We start from the raw sequence: 17,824 nt of genomic DNA, 5'->3' as shown, positions 1-17,824 counted from the left end.
GTACCGGTACCGAACTCGCCTTGCCGCCCCCCGGCCCCCCCCCCGCCCCCCCCGGGCGCCAACCCCCCCCCGGGGGGGGGGCGCCCCGGGCGCCCCCGGGCGCGGGTGAGGCACAATCGCACGGCGGGCCCCACCCGCCACGACCGTGTACGCCGAGGCCCCGGCCTCCCGAGACCCCCGCAGGGACGACGAACTCTTGCGAGCACGCACCCGCAGCGACCGCACCCCCCACGCCTGCGCTGCCGCCCCGGCCCGGGCGGCCCTCGGCCCCGGCCGCGCCGTAACCGAACCCGGTGAAGGGGAGAGCCGATGAGTCTCTACCGCGAAAGGGTGCACCGCGGGTCGGCCCGGGCGACCGTACTGCGCACCGTCGGCACCCGCGAGCGCCGCTCGCATCTCACCGCGCCCCGGGTCCCCACCGTCGGCATCGACATCGGCGGCACCAAGGTGATGGCCGGGGTCGTCGACGCCGACGGCAACATCCTCGAGAAGCTGCGCACCGAGACGCCCGACAAGTCCAAGAGCCCCAAGGTCGTCGAGGACACCATCACCGAGCTGGTGCTCGACCTCTCCGACCGGCATGACGTACACGCCGTCGGCATCGGCGCCGCGGGCTGGGTCGACGCCGACCGCAACCGCGTCCTGTTCGCCCCCCACCTGTCCTGGCGCAACGAGCCGCTGCGCGACCGCCTCGCCGGGCGTCTTGCGGTCCCGGTGATGGTCGACAACGACGCCAACGCCGCCGCGTGGGCCGAGTGGCGGTTCGGCGCGGGGCGCGGCGAGGACCACCTCGTCATGATCACGCTCGGCACCGGTATCGGCGGCGCGATCCTGGAGGACGGCCAGGTCAAGCGCGGCAAGTACGGGGTCGCGGGCGAGTTCGGCCATATGCAGGTGGTGCCCGCCGGCCACCGCTGCCCCTGCGGCAACCGCGGCTGCTGGGAGCAGTACAGCTCCGGTAACGCGCTGGTCAGGGAGGCGCGTGAGCTGGCCGCCGCCGAGTCCCCGGTCGCGTACGGGATCATCGACCGGGTCGGCGGCAACATCAACGAGATCACCGGGCCGCTGATCACCGAGCTGGCCCGCGATGGCGACGCCATGTGTATCGAGCTGCTGCAGGACATCGGCCAGTGGCTCGGCGTCGGCATCGCCAACCTCGCCGCGGCCCTGGACCCCTCCTGCTTCGTCATCGGCGGCGGCGTCAGCGCGGCCGACGACCTGCTGATCGGCCCGGCCCGGGACGCGTTCCGGCGCACCCTGACCGGCCGCGGCTACCGGCCGGAGGCCCGTATCGTCAAGGCCCAGCTGGGCCCCGAGGCGGGCATGGTCGGCGCCGCCGACCTGGCCCGGCTGGTCGCCCGCCGCTTCCGCCGCGCCAACCGGCGCCGTGTGGAGCGCTACGAGCGCGCCGGGGCCACCCCGTGGCTGGCGTCGCGCGGCCAGGGGGGCCGGCAGTGACCGCCGCCGAGCAGCGCCCCGCCGCGCCCACCGCCCCCACCAACGGCACCTCTGCCGCCAATGGGACCTCCGCCGTCTCCGCCAACGGCGCCTCGCCGCCGGGCCGGGGGAGCGGCGGGGACGGCGGGGAGCGGCCGGGCGGTGGCAGGCCCCGGTCGCGCCGCTGGCTCAAGGCGGTCGTGGTCTTTCTCCTGATCACGATCCCCGCGGGCTATATGGTCATCTCCGCCCTCCAGAGCCGCAACAGCGGCGAGGACAAGCAGGAGAACGCCTCGGCGACCGGCCTCACCGCCGGCTGGCCGAGCAAGGTCCAGCGGCGCATCTACGACGTATGGATCCCGGGCTACTCCGACGACGTGGCGTTCTACGAGTCCAACTCCTGGAAGACCAGCTCGCTGTACGTACAGTTCGTCACCTCCACCGAGGGCCTGGACCGGTTCCTGGTCCGGCTCGGCACCGACCGCGCCGCGCTGGAGAACGGCAGGATCACCATCGACGCCGACGACGCGAAGAAGGTCGGCTGGCGGATCGGCGGCGACGAGGACTGGTCCGGGACGGTGCTCAAGCAGCAGGAACCCCAGCCGGAGTTGGACATCACCGTCGATTTCGACAACCAGCGGCACCCCAAGGTGTACGTCGTCTCCACCGTCACACCCTGATCTCCGTCGGGGCCGTCGGATACCGTGACCCGGTGAGCGAGACGCAGACTCTTCAATACCGGTTCGACGGCCCCGAGGACGGGCCCGTCCTCATCCTGGGCCCGTCGCTGGGCACCACCTGGCACATGTGGGACCGCCAGATACCCGAGCTGTCCCGCCACTGGCGCGTGCTGCGGTTCGACCTGCCCGGCCACGGCGGCGCCGCCGCGCACCCCGCCCATTCGATACCCGACCTCGCCGAGCGCCTGCTGGGCACGCTCGACATGCTGGGCATCGACCGCTTCGGCTACGCGGGTTGCTCGATCGGCGGGGCCATCGGCGCGGAGCTGGCGCTACGACATCCGCTCAGATTGGGCTCCCTCGCACTCCTCTCCGCCGCACCGCGCTTCGGCACCGCCGACTCGTACCGTCAGCGCGGCGTGGTGGTCCGCACCAACGGCCTCGACCCGATCGCCCGCGCCACCCCCGACCGCTGGTTCACCCCCATGTTCGCCGCCGGGCAGCCCGCCATCGTCGACTGGTCCGTCCAGATGGTCCGCACCACCGACCCCGGCTGCTACATCGCCGCCTGCGAGGCCCTGGCCGCCTTCGACATCCGCGCCGAACTCGGCCGCATCGGCGCCCCGACCCTGGTCGTGGTGGGCGCAGACGACGAGGTGACCCCGCCGGCCGACGCCCGGGTGATGGTCGCCGGCATCCCCGACGCCCGGCTCGCGATGGTCCCCGGCGCCTCCCACCTGGCGCCCGTCGAACAGCCCACCGCCGTCACCGACCTCCTGGTGCGCCACTTCTCCGCCTCCTGGCAGTCCGCGGACCAGCCGACCGGTATGACCGCGATCCCCAGCCCCGCGGCCCGGTCGATGCTCGCCACCGCGCCGCCCACCGGCGTGCCCGTCAACGGCTTCCCGGTCAATGGCTTCCCGGCCAATGGCGTCCCCGTCAACGGAGTCCCCGTCAACGGAGCCGTGAACGGAGCCGTCAACGGCGTTGCCAACGGTGTGCACATCACCGGCGCCCCGGTCGCCGAGATCAGCTACGTCGAGCCCGGCTCCGCCCTCGTCGACACCCGTTCGGACGCGTACGAGAAGGGGATCAGGGTCCGCCGGGAAGTGCTCGGCGACGCCCATGTGGACCGCGCCCAGTCCAACGCCGACGAGTTCACCGGCGACTTCCAGGACTTCATCACCCGCTACGCCTGGGGCGAGGTGTGGAACCGGCCCGGTCTGGACCGGCGCACCCGCAGCGTGATCACCCTCACCGCGCTCGCCGCCCGCGGCCACCTCGACGAGCTCGCCTTCCACACCCGCGCCGCGCTGCGCAACGGGCTGACCCCCGCCGAGATCAAGGAGGTGCTGCTGCACACCGCCGTCTACTGCGGGGTGCCCACCGCGAACTCGGCCTTCGCCGTGGCGCAGCGCGTCATCCGCGAGGAGACCACGCCCGAGGGGTGACGCTTCCCCTGGGACCATCCCGGGAGCGCCCGGCGCGCCCGCCCGGAGGACAATGATCCCCATGAAGCTCACCAAGAAGGGCCACGCCTGCGTGGCGCTGGAGAAGGACGGTCAGTCGCTCGTCATCGACCCCGGCGCGTTCAGCGAGGAGGACGCCGCGGTGGGCGCGGACGCGATCCTGGTCACCCACGAGCACATCGACCACTTCGACGAGCGGCGGCTGCGGGCCGCGCTCGACGCCGACCCCGCCGCGCGGATCTGGACGCTCGCCGCCGTCGCCGAGCGGATCGCGGACGCCTTCCCTGGCCGGGTGCACACCGTCGGCGAGGGCGACACCTTCACCGCCGCGGGATTCGACATCGAGGTCCACGGGCAGCTGCACGCCGTCATCCACCCGGACATCCCGCGGATCACCAATGTGGGCTATCTGGTCGACGGCACCGTCTTCCACCCCGGCGACGCGCTCACCGTGCCCGAGCGGCCGGTCGAGACCCTGATGCTGCCGGTCCACGCGCCGTGGAACAAGCTCGCCGAGATCGTCGACTACGTCCGCGAGGTCGCGCCGAGCCGCGCGATCGACATCCACGACGCCCTGCTGTCCGAGGTCGCGCCGCTGGTCTACGGCCGTATGCTCGGCCCCGAGGGCCCCGGAATCGGCGCCGATCACCTGCGCCTGGTGCCGGGGGAGAGCGTCACGGCCTGAGGGAATCCCGCGCGGTGAGCGTTGTCGGACCTGCGAGGTAGGTTGTCCCCTATGCGCATCGCGACCTGGAACGTCAATTCGATCACCGCGCGGCTGCCCCGCCTGCTCGCCTGGCTGGAGAGCAGCGGCACGGACGTGCTGTGCATACAGGAGATCAAGAGCGCCGAGAGCGCCTTCCCGTACGAGCCGCTGCGCGAGCTCGGCTATGAGGCCGCGGTCAACGCCACCGGCCGGTGGAACGGGGTGGGGGTGATCTCCCGGGTCGGCCTGGCGGACGTGACTCCGGGCCTGCCCGGCGGCCCGGCCTACGAGGGCGAGCAGGAGCCCCGCGCCATCGCCGCGACCTGCGGCGGCGTCCGCGTCCAGTCGGTGTACGTGCCCAACGGCCGGGAGATCGGCCATCCGCACTACGACTACAAGCTGCGCTGGTTCGAGGCGCTGCGGACCTCCGCCGCGGCCGACGCGGCGGCCGGCTTCCCCTTCGCCGTCCTCGGCGACTTCAATGTGGCGCCGACCGACGAGGACGTATGGGACCGCGCCGTCTTCGAGGGCTCGACGCATGTCACCACCAAGGAGCGCGAGGCGCTGGCCGCCCTGCGCGAGGTGGGCCTGTCCGATGTGATGCCGCGCCCCCTGAAGTACGACCACCCCTTCACCTACTGGGACTACCGGGAGCTGGGCTTCCCGAAGAACAAGGGCATGCGGATCGACCTGGTGTACGGCAATGAGGCCTTCACCAAGGCCGTGAGCGATGCGTATGTGGACCGCGAGGAGCGCAAGGGCAAGGGCGCCTCGGACCACGCGCCGGTCGTCGTCGACCTCGACGTCTGACGCGTCTGGCACGTCTGACACGTCTGACACGTCTGACACGTTCGGACGTGTCGGACCGGCGCGTGGTCCGGCGGGCGGGTCAGCCGGTCAGCTGCCGCAGATCGATCGAGTCGGCCATCGCCCGCAGCCCCGCGTCACCGGGGTGCAGATGGTCGCCGCTGTCGTACGCGGGCGCGATCCGCTGCGGCCGCTCCGGATCCCGCACCGCCGCGTCGAAGTCCAGCACCCCGTCGAACTCCCCGCCGCTGTCCCGGATGAAGGCGTTGACGGCGGTGCGCCGGACGTCCACGTCCGCGGTGCACAGCGACTCGCCCTCGCAGGGGGCGATCGTCGCCATCACCACCCGCAGCCCGCGCTCATGCGCGCGCTGGGCGATGGTGCGCAGCCCGGCGGTCAGCTGCTCGGCCGAGGCGCCCCAGCGCAGATCGTTGATGCCCTGGAAGACCACGACCGTACGGACGTCCGGCTGGGCGAACACATCGCGCTCCAGCCGGTTCAGGGCGCTCACCCCGCCGGTGTCCGTGCTCACTCCCTCGCCCGGGTAGCGGTCGGTCACCACGCGGTTGGCGGAGATGCCCTGGTTGAGCACCCCGTACGCGGGGACGTCGGACTGGCCGAGCAGCCGCCGGGCCAGCACGTCCGGCCAGCGCCGGTTGGCGTCGGTGGTCGACTTGGTGCCGTCGGTGATCGAGTCGCCGAGGGTCACCACCGACCCCGGTCCGCCCCCGACGTCCACACCGGTCAGAAACGGCCAGGTGGTCAGGGTGCCGGTGTACGCCTCGCCGCCCGCGTCGGCCGTATGGTCGCCGCTGCCCGGCGGGCTCAGAAACGAGCGCTGGGTCGCCTGGCTGTGCACCGGCACGGCCTGGACCGCCTCCGGCAGATGGATGCTCACCAGCAGATTGGCGTCCGGCGGCACGTCGAAGCCCACCGGGTCGCTGAACTCCTGCGCCCCCGCCGCGATCTCGATGCCCTCCCGGCCGCCGAAGGTGAGCGGCACGGGGTCGCCGTCCGCCGCCGCGCCCTGCGCCTGCAGGGAGACGCTGGCGCGGCCGATCCGCACCGGGGCCGCCGCGAAGGTGTTGGCCAGCCGGATCCGGGCCGTCGGGCCGCCCGCGCTGGTGTGCACCACGAGCCGCAGCGTCTGGTCGGTCCACGGGCCGACCGCCGTATAGCCGCTGGTGCTCGCCGACCAGCTGCCCGTCCAGCCCTCGGCGGTCCGGCGCACCGAGGCGGCGAACACATGCAGATCGGCCGCGCCCGGGTCGCGGGGCAGCACTACCGAGGAGATCTCCCGGCCGCGCTCGACCGGCACCGTCACCGCGTACAGCCGCGCGGTCTCCACCCGCTGTCCCGCACCGCCGTTGATATGGGGGAGGGCGACGGCCTGGGTGCCCGTCGGGCCCGAGCGCCAGTCCGGGGCGGTGAGTGTGTACGTACTGCTCGACCCGTCGCGGTAGCGGACGAGGCCGGTGCCGCTCGCCTTGCCGCCGGTCCCCGCGACCAGGAACGACAGCCCGTCGCCGCGCCCGCGCAGCCGTACCGTCTGCCCGTCGGCCCGTACGTTGTCGGCGCGCGCGTCGCCCGCCGCTCGGGGCCAGGTGAGCCGGGCCGAGTCGATGGTGAGGGTGCGGCCCGGGGCCCACCCGGCGGCCCGCAGATCCTGCGCGGACAGCGAGTCGCCCGTCCCGTCGAAGTCCGCGCCACCGGGGTCGACGTCGTCGCTGACCGCCGTGTTGTCGAAAAGCCGCTCCAAGGGGAGCGGCTTTCGGGGTTCTTGGCCGGGCGACCCCGGCGTGGCGGCGCCCGCCGGCGCCGCCGTCCAGGCGAAGGAGAGGGCGACACCTCCCGTTACGAACGCGGTCGCTGTCCACCGTCTGCCGACGAGCATGCGTGTGTCCCCTCTCGCAACCAACCCAACCGGCGATCCGACAGGTGCGGGACGAACGTAGAGAGACGGGTGGGTGTCGTCAAGACAATGATCGGATCACGGGAGCCTGGCGCGCCCTGTGGTGTGGTGGGCGTGGGGGTGCCACGCTGAGTGGTATGAACATCCCGTTCTTGGGCAACTGGCGCAAGCGACACGACCAGGCGCGCGGCACGGCTGTCATGACCGCCCGGGAGGCGGATCCGCAGGGCGTGGCCCAGCTGCTGTCGGAGTGTGAGCTGCTGCGCGCCCGGGCGGCGTCCGCGGGGGTCGGGCTCGACGACTCGGCGGCCTCCTTGGAGGCGCTGGACCAGCTGCTGCCGCGCTGGCGCGACGACCCCGACGAGCTGCGGTGGCTCGGCAACGACGCCGGCCTGTATCTGGGCACGGTGATCATCCGTACCGTGCCCGGTGCGCTGTGGCAGGTGTGGCCCAACGGGCGGCCCATCGTCCGGCTCTCCTCCGGGCGGGAGATCGATGTGGTGGGGGCGGGCTATGAGTGGGCGGCCGACGGCGCGCCCGAGCTTTCGCATGTGTACGCGGAGGTCGCCGAGGTCTGAGCGTGTCGTCGGCAAGGCGCCCGTTATGTGCGGATAGTTTGCGCTGAGCCCGACACAGCTGAAAGTGGGTGTGGCGGTATGGCCGTCGGCGAATCGTTGATCGAGCTGCGCGAGGTCAACAAGTACTTCGGCGCGCTGCACGTCCTGCGGGACATCGACCTCGCCGTCGGCCGTGGCGAGGTGCTGGTCGTCATCGGCCCCTCCGGCTCCGGCAAGTCGACCCTGTGCCGGACGATCAACCGCCTCGAGGCCATCGACTCCGGCGCCATCACCGTCGACGGCACACCCCTGCCCGAGGAGGGCAAGGAGCTGGCCCGGCTGCGCGCTGACGTCGGGATGGTCTTCCAGTCCTTCAACCTCTTCGCGCACAAGACCGTGCTGGCCAATGTGATGCTCGCCCAGCTCAAGGTGCGCGGCCGGACCAAGGAGGAGGCCGGGCGGCGCGCCCGTGAGCTGCTGGACCGGGTGGGGCTCGCGGACCAGGCGGCCAAGTACCCGGGCCAGCTGTCGGGCGGTCAGCAGCAGCGGGTGGCCATCGCCCGCGCGCTGGCCATGGACCCGAAGGTGATGCTCTTCGACGAGCCGACCTCAGCCCTCGACCCGGAGATGATCAACGAGGTGCTGGAGGTGATGCGCCAGCTGGCCCGGGACGGTATGACGATGGTCGTCGTCACCCATGAGATGGGGTTCGCGCGCTACGCGGCCAACCGCGTGGTGTTCATGGACAGCGGCAAGATCGTCGAGGACCGCCCGCCGGACGAGTTCTTCGCGTCGCCGAGCACCGAGCGCGCCAAGGACTTCCTCTCCAAGATCCTCAAGCACTGAGCCCCGGGTGGACCACATGACGCGCATCCGCCGCGCGCTCGCGGCCCTGGGCCTGGCCCTCGCCCTGGTGGTGCTCGCCGCGGCGGCGGGCTGCGGCAAGGAGGGCAGCCCGCCGGTCAAGGGGCCCAAGCCCGGGGCGCTGCCCGCCTACAAGGTGGCCACCGGCTTCCGGCTGCCGTCCTCTCCCACCTGGCGGAAGGCCAAACGCCGCGGCTACCTCGTCGTCGGCGCCAAGGAGGACCAGCCGTACCTGGGCGAGAAGGACCCGGCCACCGGCCGCTACTCCGGTTTCGATATCGAGATCGCCAAGATGATGGCGGCCTCGCTCGGCTTCGACCCGAAGACGATCAGGTTCAAGACCATCGCGTCCGCGAACCGCGAGACCGCCCTCCAGAACGGCCAGATCGACTACTACGTCGGCACGTACACCATCAATCCGCTGCGCAAGCGGCTGGTCGGCTTCGCCGGCCCCTACTTCATCGCCGGTCAGTCGCTGCTGGTCCGCACCGACGAGCACGACATCCACGGCCCGAAGGACCTGGCAGGCAAGACCGTGTGCTCGGTGGCCGGCTCCACCCCGCTGATGCGCATCCAGTCCGACTACCCCAAGGCCCACGCCGTCGCGTACGACACGTACTCGGTCTGTGTCGACAACCTCATCAGCCTCCAGGTGGACGCGGTCACCACCGACAACACCATCCTGCTGGGCTACGCCGCCAAGGCCCCCAATGAGCTGAAGGTGGTCGGCAAGCCGTTCTCCAAGGAGCCGTACGGCATCGGCGTGCCGAAGAAGGACAACGCGCTGCGCTTTGCACTGAACGACGCGATTGAGGCCAACGAGCGCAACGGCAACTGGCTGAAGGCGTACAACGCGACCCTCGGCCTGTCCGGTGTGCCCGCCCCCAAGCCACCGCCCGTCGACCGCTACCCGCCCCCGCCCCCGCCGCGCTGAGACCCGCCGCGCTGAGAAACCCGTTTCGACGATCGACCCCAGGACCCGCCCCCATGGACGTGCTCACGCATAACTTCTCCCTCTACGGCGAGGGCTTCCTCGGCACCGTCGAGCTGACCGTCTACGCCTCGCTGCTCGCGCTCGCGCTCGGCGTCCTGATGGCCGGTTTCCGCGTGGCGCCCGTCGCCCCGCTGCGGGTCTTCGGTACCGCATGGGTGACGGTGCTCCGCAACACACCGCTGACCCTGCTCTTCTTCGCGGTGATGCTCGGCCTGCCTCGCTTCGGGCTGGTCCTGCCGTTCTTCACCTTCGCGGTGCTCGCGCTCGGCTGCTACACCTCGGCGTTCATCTGCGAGGCGGTGCGCTCGGGTATCAACACCGTGCCGGTCGGGCAGGGCGAGGCGGCCCGCAGCCTGGGCATGAACTTCCCGCAGACGCTCGGCTCGGTGGTGCTGCCGCAGGCGTTCCGTACCGTCATTCCGCCCATCGGCTCGACCCTGATCGCGCTCGCCAAGAACTCGGCCATCGCCGGTTCGTTCAGCGTCACCGAACTGCTCGGCACCTACAAACCGCTCAATGAGCGCGGCTACAGCATCATCTGGACCTTCGTCTGGATCGCCGTCGGCTATCTGATCATCACGCTCGCCATCAGCGCGCTGTTCCATGTGCTCGAGCGCCGCTGGGGGGTGCCCCGATGACCACCACCAGCGCCCTCTACGACATCCCCGGCCCGCACGCCCGGGCCCGCCACCGCGCCTACGGCATCCTCGCCGCCGTCGTCCTGCTGCTCCTGCTCGGCTGGATCGTCTACGTGCTCATCGACACCGGCCAGTTCGCGGCCGAGAAGTGGCGGCCGTTCGAGTACAAGGGAATCCAGCTCCTGCTGCTGCGCGGCCTCGGCAACACGCTCAAGGCCTTTGCCCTCGCCGCGGTCCTCTCCCTCGCCCTCGGCGCGGTTCTCGCGGCCGGGCGGCTGTCCGACCACGGCCCGGTGCGCTGGGTCGCCACGATCGTCGTGGAGTTCTTCCGCGCGATGCCCGTGCTGGTGATGATCTTCTTCATCTTCGTGGCGCTGAAGGTGCAGCCACTGCCCGCGCTCGTGGCCGGACTGACCCTCTACAACGGCTCGGTGCTCGCCGAGGTGTTCCGTACGGGCGTCAATTCCGTCGAGCGCGGGCAGCGCGAGGCGGCGTACTCGCTCGGTCTGCGCAAAACGCAGGTCATGGCGTATGTGCTGGTGCCGCAGGGGGTACGGGCGATGCTGCCGGCCATCATCAGCCAGCTGGTGGTGGCCCTGAAGGACACCTCGCTCGGCTTCCTCATCACCTACGAGGAGTTTCTGCACGCTGGCAAGCTGATCGCCGGCAACCTCGACTACGGCCTCCCGTTCATCCCGGTCGTCATGGTCATCTCCCCGGTCTACATCGGGATGTGCATGCTGCTGTCGTGGTTCGCCAACTGGGTCGCCAAGCGGGAGCGGCGCAGCGTGAAGACCGAGGCGGTGCGGGTGGCCCCGGCCGAGCCCGCCACGATGCTCCCGGGCGACACCAGGACATGACGGGCGTGGGTCAGTCCCGCACCGGGACCGACAGATACGACGGATCGGCCTTCGGCGAGGAGAAGGTGAGGTGCGCCCCGTCCGGGTTGTGCTCGATGTACAGCGGGTCGACGGTGTCGACGACCAGCGCGAGGCGGTGTCCGGCCGGGACGTCGTACGCCGTCGAGAACAGGTCCAGGTCGACGGCGAAGGGCGTACCGGGCGTGCGGTCGTGGAAGGTGACGGGTGCGTTGGTGATGAGCTTGCCGACGCCGAGGGCGTCCACGTCGTAGAGGTAGGCGACGGCGGTGCCGCTGGACTTGTCGCTGGTGACGGTGGTGTGCAGGCGCACCGTGCCGCGGATGCGCTGCGCCGCGCCGTAGCGGTCGGTCTGCCAGACGGCGGCCCGCTCGCGCGACAGCAGCGGGACCGAGACCAGCGGCGGGATCTTCAGGAACTGGTCGAGCGCGCCGGTCAGCAGCACCGTGCCCGCGTTGGCGCCGGAGTCGGCGTTCGCGGCGATCTGGCGGGTCTCGCCGAGGTCGACCCTGCGCTGCGCGGAGGGCACGGCCGACCAGCTGGGATAGCCCTCGTAGCCGTCCGCCGTACGGGACTTGAGCTGGACCGGCCGCTCCTGGTCGATGCCGTTGCGCTCGCCCTTGACGTAGCGGTCGAGCCAGCGCCTGGCGTCGTTCCAGGTGTCGTTGGGCAGGCCGAGCAGCCCGGTGAGCTCGCCGGTGGCGTGGTCGCCCGGGCGGAACTCCAGGCGCTTGGGGCCGGTCAGCTTCTCGTAGAAGCCGGCGTAGGTGTTGGGCGGGAAGATGGAGTCGCCCCAGGCGTTGGCGAGCATGATCGCCGCGCCGTTGGCGTTGATCCGGTCGAGGTAGGTGGCGGCGGAGCGCTTCTTGCCCCACTCGACGATGTCCTTCTCCTTGGCGAGGTTCGAGCCGAGGAAGTCCTGGAAGATCTGGCGGAGTTCGGCGCTGGGGCGGCCCAGCAGCTCACCGGAGCCGCTGAGCAGGGCGGCGGCCTGGGCGTGCTGGGTGCGGCCGCTGTAGATGGAGCCGACCAGATCCGCCCAGCCGCTCATCGCGGCCACGGCCTTGATCCGCTTGTCGAAGCCGGAGGCGAGCAGGCTGATCCCGGCGCCGTACGAGACCCCGGCCATGCCGATCCGGTCGGGGTCGGCGGGGGTGTTGGCCAGCGCCCAGTCGATGACCTTGGAGGCGTCGGCGACATCGGGCGGTCCTGCGGTCTCGATCTCCCCGCCGGACTGCCAGAAGCCGCGGACGTTGTAGCTGACCACGACATAGCCGGAGTCGGCCAGCTTCTGGGCCTGGGCCAGATATTCGGCCTGGGGCAGGGCCCAGCTGGTGGGCAGGACGACGAGCGGAAGGCGCTGCGCGTCGGCTGCGCCGCGCGGGGTGACGACGTTGGCGGCCAGCGTGACGCCGCCGTCGCCGGGGATGTCGACGAAGCGTACGGACGCCGAGTCCGCGGCCAGGGGCGCGGCCTGCGCGGCGGGGGCGAGGCCGAGGGCGGCACCGGCCAGCAGCGTCGCGAGGACGGCGCTTGCCGTGCCGGCGCGCAAAGGGGTGCGCAGGTGGGTGCGGGCGTGGGTCACTGGTGCTCCTGAGGGGGGAGTGGACCGGCGGAGGGACCTGTCCGGCACCTGACAGGTCCTGATGACTGAGTGGCTGAGGGGCTACGTGACTCAGCGGCTGAGCGGCTAAGTGACCCGACGGTAACCGCGGCGGCTTACCCGTGGTAATAGCCCGGTAAGTTACGCCTGGGTAACGATGGTTGGGCCCGGCTCCGCCGCCCGCGCGTCCGGCAGTACGTCTGGCAGCACGACCCGGAACACCGTCCGCCCCGGCCTGCTCGCCACCCCGACCGTCCCGCCGTGCGCGGCCACGACGGCCCGCACGATGGCCAGCCCCAGACCGGTGTTGCCCGCGGCCCGCGAGCGGCTGGGGTCCGCGCGCGCGAAGCGCTCGAACACCTCGGCCTGCAGCGCCTCGGGGATGCCAGGACCGTTGTCCGCGACCGTCAGCTCCGTACGCCCGGCCGGCGCCCCCAGGCGGACCGCCACCTCGGTGCCCGGCGGGGTGTGCGTACGGGCGTTGGCGAGCAGATTGGCCACCACCTGCTGCAGCCGGTGCTCATCGCCCGTGACGGTCACCGGCTCCTCGGGGAGCTCCAGCGTCCAGCGGTGGTCGGGACCCGCGGCGCGCGCGTCGCCCGTGGCGTCCAGCACCAGCCGGGTCAGATCGACGGGCCCGCGGGCCAGGGGCCGGCCCGCGTCCAGCCGCGCGAGCAGCAGCAGATCGTCGACCAGCGTGCTCATCCGCTGCGACTCCGACTGGATCCGCTCCAGCGCGTGGCGTACCTCCGCGGGCACCGGCCCGGGGTGGCGCAGCGCCAGCTCGGCGTGGCCGCGCACATTGGCCACCGGCGTCCGCAGCTCATGACTGGCGTCCGCGGCGAACTGCCGCAGCCGCTCCTCGCCGGCGTGGCGGCGGGCCAGCGCATCGCCGACATGCCCGAGCATCCGGTTCAGCGCCGCGCCCACCTGGCCGACCTCGGTACGCGGATCGGTGTCCGGCACCGGCGCCGGCATCGCCACCTCCCCACTGGCCAGCGGCAGCCGCGCCACCCCGGCCGCGGTGGCGGTCACCCGCCGCAGCGGGCGCAGTGACAGCCGCACCCACAGCGCCCCCGCCACCCCCGTCACGGCGAGCGCGGACCCGAAGACCACGGCCTCCACCAGCTCCACCCGATGCACCGTCTCCGCCACCGGGCGCAGCGGCAGGCCGGTGATCAGGACGTCGCCGTCGTCACCGGCCACGGCGAGCACCCGGTACGCGCCGATCGCCGACAGCCGGACGTCGTGTCCGCGGCCGTCGACCGGCAGGTGCGCGAGGGCCTGCTGGTCGACGCCGGTGAGCGGTACGCGGGAGTCCGTGTTGTCATGCACCACCGCCGCCTGCGTCGCCTCGCCGCCCTTCAGCCGGGCGCCGAACGTGTACGCGGACTGCCCGCGCGTATCGGGCCGGTTGTCCGCGTCCGGGCGCTCGCCGTGTTCCAGGCTCGCCGGGAAGCGGCCGCCCGCCGCGGTCAGCTGCTGGTCCAGGCGGCGTACCAGAAAGCCCTCCAGCGCCAGGACCGTGGTCAGCCCGACCGCCAGCGACGCGGCCGCGAGCAGCACCACGAGCCCGGCGGTCAGCCGGGCGCGCAGCGTCCGGGGGAGTACGGCCTGCAGTGCGCGCCTCATGGCGTATCCGGCTGGTTCGGCTGGTTCGGCTTGAGCACGTACCCCACTCCGCGCACCGTGTGGATCAGCGGGGTCCGGCCCGCGTCGATCTTCTTGCGCAGATAGCTGATGTACAGCTCGACCACATGGGCCCGGCCGCCGAAGTCGTACGACCACACCCGGTCCAGGATCTGCGTCTTCGACAGCACCCGGCGCGGATTGCGCATCAAGAACCGCAACAGCTCGAACTCGGTGCGCGACAGCTCGATCACCACCCCGCCCCGGGTGACCTCCCGCGCCCTCTCGTCCATCACCAGATCGCCCACCACCAGCCGGTCGGCCTGGTGGAGGTCCGACCCCCGCGCCATCCCGGCCCTGCGCAGCAGCCCGCGCAGCCTGGCCAGGACCTCCTCCAGGCTGAACGGCTTGGTCACATAGTCGTCGCCGCCCGCGGTGATCCCCGCGATCCGGTCCTCCACGGCGTCCCGCGCGGTGAGAAAGAGCACACAGACGCCCTCCAGCTCGGCGCGCAGCCCGCGCAGCACGGTCAGCCCGTCGGAGTCCGGCAGCATCCAGTCCAGCACGACCGCGTCCGGACGGAACGCGCGCGCCGCGGCCAGCGCGGACGCCCCGTCCGCCGCGGTGCGGACCTCCCAGCCCTCGTAGCGCAGGGCCCCCGACAGCACCTCGGCCAGGTCGGGCTCGTCATCCACGACGAGGACGCGTACGGGGGTGCCGTCGGGCCGCAGCAGGAAAGGGCCGGTGATCTGGTTCTCCATGACACATCCAGCATCCCCCGGCGCGCGACGAGACGGACCCCCGGACCCTGTGAGCTTGCTCTGAGTTTCCTCTGCATCGGCCCCCGGACCCCGTCTCCAAAGCCCTTTCAGAGGGTCCTCAGAAGTTCGCCTGTGAGGCTGACGGCCCGATCAACCCCCATACGCCGCGAAAGGACGACTTTGTGGCCACCACCCTCCACGACCGCCGCGCCGATGCGCCGCGCGCCCGGCCGCGCACCCCGGGGCCGCCCGACCTCGTCCCCGCCCTCACCCAGCTGGCGATCTGGGCGGGCGCCGCCGCCGTGCTGGCCCTGTGGTGGCACGACACCACCTCCGTGGTCGGCGCGGCCGGCTGGCTGACCGGCGCCGGGCGCATCACCGGGCTGCTCGCCGGATACGCGTGCGCCGTCCTGCTGCTGCTCATGGCCCGGGTGCCGGTGCTCGACCGCACCATCGGCAGCGACCGGCTGGCCCGCTGGCATGCGATGGGCGGGCGGTACGTCGTCTCCCTCGCGCTTGCGCACGCCCTGCTGATCACCTGGGGCTACGCGCTGACCTCGCACACCGGCGTCGTGGACCAGACCACCACCCTCGTCCTCCACTACCCCGACCTCCTCAAGGGCACCATCGGCTTTCTGCTCTTCCTGGCCACCGGCGTCCTGTCCGCGCGCGCCGCCCGCCGCCGCGTCTCGTACGAGATCTGGCATCTGCTGCACCTCGCCACCTACCTGGCGATCTTCCTTGCCTTCGGCCACCAGCTCTCCAACGGCGCCGACTTGGTCGGCAACCGCACTGCCCAGCTGGCCTGGTACGCCCTGTACGGCGGGGTCGCGGCGCTGCTGCTGTGGTTCCGGTTCGTCGTCCCCGCACGGCGGGCGCTGCGCCACCGGCTGTGGGTCTCGGAGGTACGGCCGGAGGCGCCCGGCGTCGTCTCGGTGTATCTGACCGGTGACCGTCTTGACGAGCTGCGCGTCGAGCCCGGCCAGTTCTTCCGCTGGCGCTTTCTCACGCCGGGCCTGTGGTGGGCCGCCAACCCGTACTCCCTCTCGGCCGCCGCCCACCCCTCCTTCCTGCGGATCACCGTGAAGGCGGCAGGCGGCCACAGCGCGGCGCTGGCCCGGCTCGCGCCCGGCACCCGGGTCCTGGCCGAGGGCCCGTACGGGGCCTTCACCGCCCGCCGCCGGCGCGCGCCGAAGGTGCTGCTGCTCGGCGGCGGGGTGGGCATCACCCCGCTGCGGGCGCTGTTCGAGACCATCCCCGGCGAGGCCGGCGAGGTGACCCTGATCTACCGCGCCCGGCGGCCGGAGGACCTGGCGCTGCGGACCGAACTCGACCAGCTCGCCGCCCGGCGCGGCGCCATCGTCCACTACGTCGTCGACGAGCCGGTTGAGTACTCGTCCCCGCTCACCGCGCGCGAGCTGCGCCGGCTCGTCCCGGACCTGGCCGAGCGCGATGTGTACCTGTGCGGTCCGCCGGGGATGGCGGAGGCCGCCCAGCGGGCCCTGCGCGGCGCGGGGGTGCCGCGCCGCCGTATCCACCACGAGTCGTTCGCTTTCTGACCCCGAGCCCGTAAAGGAGCCCTGGCCGTGCGCAAGGCCGCCCTCACCACCGTCTCGACCGTCGCGGGCGTGGTCCTGCTGCTGTCGCTCAAACCGCACCACACCCCCTCAGTGGCAGTCGCGGCCCAGCCGCCGTCCCCGTCCTCCTCGTCCGCCCCGTCCTCCGCCCCGTCCTCCGCCCCGTCCTCTTCAAGAGGCTCGGCGGCGCCGTCGCAGTCGCCGTCCACCTCGCACACCACCTCGGCCGGCCCCACCGGCACCTACACCGGCTCCACGATCAACACCCGCTACGGCCCCGTGCAGCTCGCCGTCACCTTCTCCAAGGGGAAGATCACCGCGGTCAAGGCGCTGCAGACCCCGTCCGGCGACGGCCGCTCCCAGCAGATCGCCTCATACGCCGTGCCGCAGCTCACCAGCGAGACGCTCAGCGCTCAGAACGCGCAGATCGACGCGGTCTCCGGCGCCACCTACACCAGCGAGGGCTATGTCCAGTCCCTGCAGAGCGCCCTGGACAAGGCCGGTGTCTGAGCCGCGGCGCGGTGTGCGTCATGTCGAGCACGCCATGGGCACCGTCTTCTCCTTCGACATCCGCGACCCGGCCACACCCGCCATCGGCCGGGCCCTGGAGGAGGCCGTGGCCTGGCTGCACCACGTGGACGAGGTGTTCTCCCCGTACCGCCCGGACAGCGCCATCAGCCGGCTCGGCCGGGGCGAGCTCCCCGTGGAGCGGTGCGGGCCCGAGGTGGCCGAGGTGCTGGATCTGTGCGAGGCGGCGGCCCGCGCCACGGACGGCTGGTTCAGCCATACGGCCGGGGGCCGGCTCGACCCGTCCGGGATGGTCAAGGGCTGGGCGGTGGAACGGGCCTCCCGGATCCTGTACGAGGCGGGGGCGCACAACACCTGTGTGAACGGCGGCGGGGACATTCAGCTGCGGGGCGAGGCGGCCCCGGGCGCGCCCTGGCGGGTCGGCATCGCGCACCCGCTGCGCCCCGGGACGCTGTGCGCCGTCGTCACCGGCGGGGGAGGTGGTTTGGCCGTCGCCACCTCCGGCACCGCCGAACGCGGCGCTCACGTACTGGATCCGCACACCGGTGAACCGGCCACCGCTCTGGCCTCCCTCACCCTGACCGGCCCCGGCCTGACCTGGACCGACGCCCTGGCCACGGCCGCCTTCGCGATGGGCCCGGCCGCCCCCGCCTGGGCCGAGGCCCTGGAATCCCATCAGGCCATGGGGATCACCGCGACGGGCGAACGCTGGCAGACCCCGGGTTTCTGAATTTGCGGTGAGTATGGGACAGCGACACGCCGTGGCCGAGATGGTGCGGCGGGT

17 protein-coding genes and 1 pseudogene are annotated in these 17,824 nt (G+C 72.3%); 13 read left to right on the top strand and 5 right to left on the bottom strand.

Annotation, left to right across the window (positions count from 1 at the left end; all coding sequences use genetic code 11):
• The first annotated feature begins 309 nt into the window (after window positions 1–309).
• From ACWDSL_RS43690 to ACWDSL_RS43670, 5 genes are all read left to right on the top strand, one after another.
• The gene (locus ACWDSL_RS43690) at window positions 310–1,458 is read left to right on the top strand and encodes an ROK family glucokinase (RefSeq protein ID WP_450494046.1); all 1,149 of its coding nucleotides are present in this window, start codon (window positions 310–312) and stop codon (window positions 1,456–1,458) included.
• Window positions 1,455–2,117 (top strand): hypothetical protein, encoded by a 663-nt coding sequence (locus ACWDSL_RS43685; protein ID WP_450494045.1) that lies wholly within the window; start codon window positions 1,455–1,457, stop codon window positions 2,115–2,117. Before ACWDSL_RS43690 ends, ACWDSL_RS43685 begins: the two co-directional genes overlap by 4 nt.
• Before the next feature lie 32 nt (window positions 2,118–2,149).
• Window positions 2,150–3,568 carry a bifunctional 3-oxoadipate enol-lactonase/4-carboxymuconolactone decarboxylase PcaDC gene (pcaDC, locus tag ACWDSL_RS43680; RefSeq protein ID WP_450494044.1) on the top strand — a complete coding sequence of 473 codons (1,419 nt, stop codon included), beginning with the start codon at window positions 2,150–2,152 and terminating at the stop codon, window positions 3,566–3,568.
• Window positions 3,569–3,629: 61 nt separating this feature from the next.
• Complete coding sequence (locus tag ACWDSL_RS43675) at window positions 3,630–4,271, top strand: MBL fold metallo-hydrolase (protein ID WP_450494043.1); 642 nt, start codon at window positions 3,630–3,632, stop codon at window positions 4,269–4,271.
• Window positions 4,272–4,322: 51 nt separating this feature from the next.
• On the top strand, window positions 4,323–5,102 hold the full coding sequence (locus ACWDSL_RS43670) for an exodeoxyribonuclease III (protein ID WP_450494042.1): 780 nt from the start codon (window positions 4,323–4,325) through the stop codon (window positions 5,100–5,102).
• A 79-nt stretch (window positions 5,103–5,181) separates the two neighbouring features.
• On the opposite strand, the gene ACWDSL_RS43665 is transcribed toward ACWDSL_RS43670, so the two are convergent.
• Complete coding sequence (locus ACWDSL_RS43665; RefSeq protein WP_450494041.1) at window positions 5,182–6,993, bottom strand: SGNH/GDSL hydrolase family protein; 1,812 nt, start codon at window positions 6,991–6,993, stop codon at window positions 5,182–5,184.
• Window positions 6,994–7,148: 155 nt separating this feature from the next.
• Between ACWDSL_RS43665 and ACWDSL_RS43660 the strand changes: the two genes are divergently transcribed.
• From ACWDSL_RS43660 to ACWDSL_RS43640, 5 genes are all read left to right on the top strand, one after another.
• Window positions 7,149–7,589, top strand: coding sequence for a DUF6278 family protein (locus tag ACWDSL_RS43660; protein WP_450494039.1), 441 nt, complete (start codon window positions 7,149–7,151; stop codon window positions 7,587–7,589).
• 78 nt (window positions 7,590–7,667) lie between these two features.
• Complete coding sequence (locus ACWDSL_RS43655; RefSeq protein WP_450494038.1) at window positions 7,668–8,414, top strand: amino acid ABC transporter ATP-binding protein; 747 nt, start codon at window positions 7,668–7,670, stop codon at window positions 8,412–8,414.
• A gap of 16 nt (window positions 8,415–8,430) precedes the next feature.
• Window positions 8,431–9,366, top strand: a complete 936-nt coding sequence (locus ACWDSL_RS43650; RefSeq protein WP_450494037.1) for a glutamate ABC transporter substrate-binding protein — start codon at window positions 8,431–8,433, stop codon at window positions 9,364–9,366.
• Between the two features lie 53 nt (window positions 9,367–9,419).
• A complete protein-coding gene (locus ACWDSL_RS43645; RefSeq protein WP_450494035.1) occupies window positions 9,420–10,064 on the top strand; it encodes an amino acid ABC transporter permease in 645 nt (214 codons plus the stop codon).
• Entirely contained in the window at window positions 10,061–10,924 is an 864-nt protein-coding gene (locus ACWDSL_RS43640; RefSeq protein ID WP_450494034.1) for an amino acid ABC transporter permease, read from the top strand. The genes ACWDSL_RS43645 and ACWDSL_RS43640 overlap by 4 nt, the downstream gene beginning before the upstream one ends.
• A gap of 10 nt (window positions 10,925–10,934) precedes the next feature.
• On the opposite strand, the gene ACWDSL_RS43635 is transcribed toward ACWDSL_RS43640, so the two are convergent.
• From ACWDSL_RS43635 to ACWDSL_RS43625, 3 genes are all read right to left on the bottom strand, one after another.
• Window positions 10,935–12,527: an alpha/beta fold hydrolase gene (locus tag ACWDSL_RS43635; protein ID WP_450494032.1), complete on the bottom strand. Its 1,593-nt coding sequence runs from the start codon at window positions 12,525–12,527 to the stop codon at window positions 10,935–10,937.
• Window positions 12,528–12,686: 159 nt separating this feature from the next.
• Window positions 12,687–14,177 (bottom strand): sensor histidine kinase, encoded by a 1,491-nt coding sequence (locus tag ACWDSL_RS43630; protein ID WP_450494031.1) that lies wholly within the window; start codon window positions 14,175–14,177, stop codon window positions 12,687–12,689.
• The gene (locus tag ACWDSL_RS43625) at window positions 14,174–14,935 is read right to left on the bottom strand and encodes a response regulator transcription factor (RefSeq protein ID WP_450494030.1); all 762 of its coding nucleotides are present in this window, start codon (window positions 14,933–14,935) and stop codon (window positions 14,174–14,176) included. Before ACWDSL_RS43625 ends, ACWDSL_RS43630 begins: the two co-directional genes overlap by 4 nt.
• Before the next feature lie 182 nt (window positions 14,936–15,117).
• Here ACWDSL_RS43625 and ACWDSL_RS43620 point away from each other — a divergent pair, with 182 nt between their 5' ends.
• A complete protein-coding gene (locus ACWDSL_RS43620) occupies window positions 15,118–16,494 on the top strand; it encodes a ferredoxin reductase family protein (protein WP_450494028.1) in 1,377 nt (458 codons plus the stop codon).
• A 17-nt stretch (window positions 16,495–16,511) separates the two neighbouring features.
• Here the strand turns inward: ACWDSL_RS43620 and ACWDSL_RS43615 are convergent.
• Window positions 16,512–16,721: pseudogene (locus ACWDSL_RS43615) on the bottom strand (hypothetical protein); the annotation flags it as partial.
• Window positions 16,722–16,791: 70 nt separating this feature from the next.
• On the opposite strand from ACWDSL_RS43615, the gene ACWDSL_RS43610 reads away from it, so the two are divergent.
• The gene (locus tag ACWDSL_RS43610) at window positions 16,792–17,022 is read left to right on the top strand and encodes an FMN-binding protein (RefSeq protein ID WP_450494026.1); all 231 of its coding nucleotides are present in this window, start codon (window positions 16,792–16,794) and stop codon (window positions 17,020–17,022) included.
• Window positions 17,023–17,056: 34 nt separating this feature from the next.
• Entirely contained in the window at window positions 17,057–17,770 is a 714-nt protein-coding gene (locus ACWDSL_RS43605; protein ID WP_450494048.1) for an FAD:protein FMN transferase, read from the top strand.
• Window positions 17,771–17,824 lie beyond the last annotated feature (54 nt).

It is taken from the genome of Streptomyces sp. NPDC000941 (genome assembly GCF_053599555.1).
The sequence above is the reverse complement of the archived record's forward strand: the minus strand, read 5'-3'. Positions and strand labels throughout refer to the sequence as shown.

Excerpts from the sequence above, each read along its gene's own strand:
- ACWDSL_RS43690 (WP_450494046.1), top strand. The coding sequence starts at position 310 with ATGAGTCTCTACCGCGAAAGGGTGCACCGCGGGTCGGCCCGGGCGACC.
- ACWDSL_RS43675 (WP_450494043.1), top strand. The coding sequence starts at position 3,630 with ATGAAGCTCACCAAGAAGGGCCACGCCTGCGTGGCGCTGGAGAAGGAC.
- ACWDSL_RS43670 (WP_450494042.1), top strand. The coding sequence starts at position 4,323 with ATGCGCATCGCGACCTGGAACGTCAATTCGATCACCGCGCGGCTGCCC.
- ACWDSL_RS43665 (WP_450494041.1), bottom strand. The coding sequence starts at position 6,993 with ATGCTCGTCGGCAGACGGTGGACAGCGACCGCGTTCGTAACGGGAGGT.
- ACWDSL_RS43660 (WP_450494039.1), top strand. The coding sequence starts at position 7,149 with ATGAACATCCCGTTCTTGGGCAACTGGCGCAAGCGACACGACCAGGCG.
- ACWDSL_RS43655 (WP_450494038.1), top strand. The coding sequence starts at position 7,668 with ATGGCCGTCGGCGAATCGTTGATCGAGCTGCGCGAGGTCAACAAGTAC.
- ACWDSL_RS43650 (WP_450494037.1), top strand. The coding sequence starts at position 8,431 with ATGACGCGCATCCGCCGCGCGCTCGCGGCCCTGGGCCTGGCCCTCGCC.
- ACWDSL_RS43645 (WP_450494035.1), top strand. The coding sequence starts at position 9,420 with ATGGACGTGCTCACGCATAACTTCTCCCTCTACGGCGAGGGCTTCCTC.
- ACWDSL_RS43640 (WP_450494034.1), top strand. The coding sequence starts at position 10,061 with ATGACCACCACCAGCGCCCTCTACGACATCCCCGGCCCGCACGCCCGG.
- ACWDSL_RS43630 (WP_450494031.1), bottom strand. The coding sequence starts at position 14,177 with ATGAGGCGCGCACTGCAGGCCGTACTCCCCCGGACGCTGCGCGCCCGG.
- ACWDSL_RS43625 (WP_450494030.1), bottom strand. The coding sequence starts at position 14,935 with ATGGAGAACCAGATCACCGGCCCTTTCCTGCTGCGGCCCGACGGCACC.
- ACWDSL_RS43605 (WP_450494048.1), top strand. The coding sequence starts at position 17,057 with ATGGGCACCGTCTTCTCCTTCGACATCCGCGACCCGGCCACACCCGCC.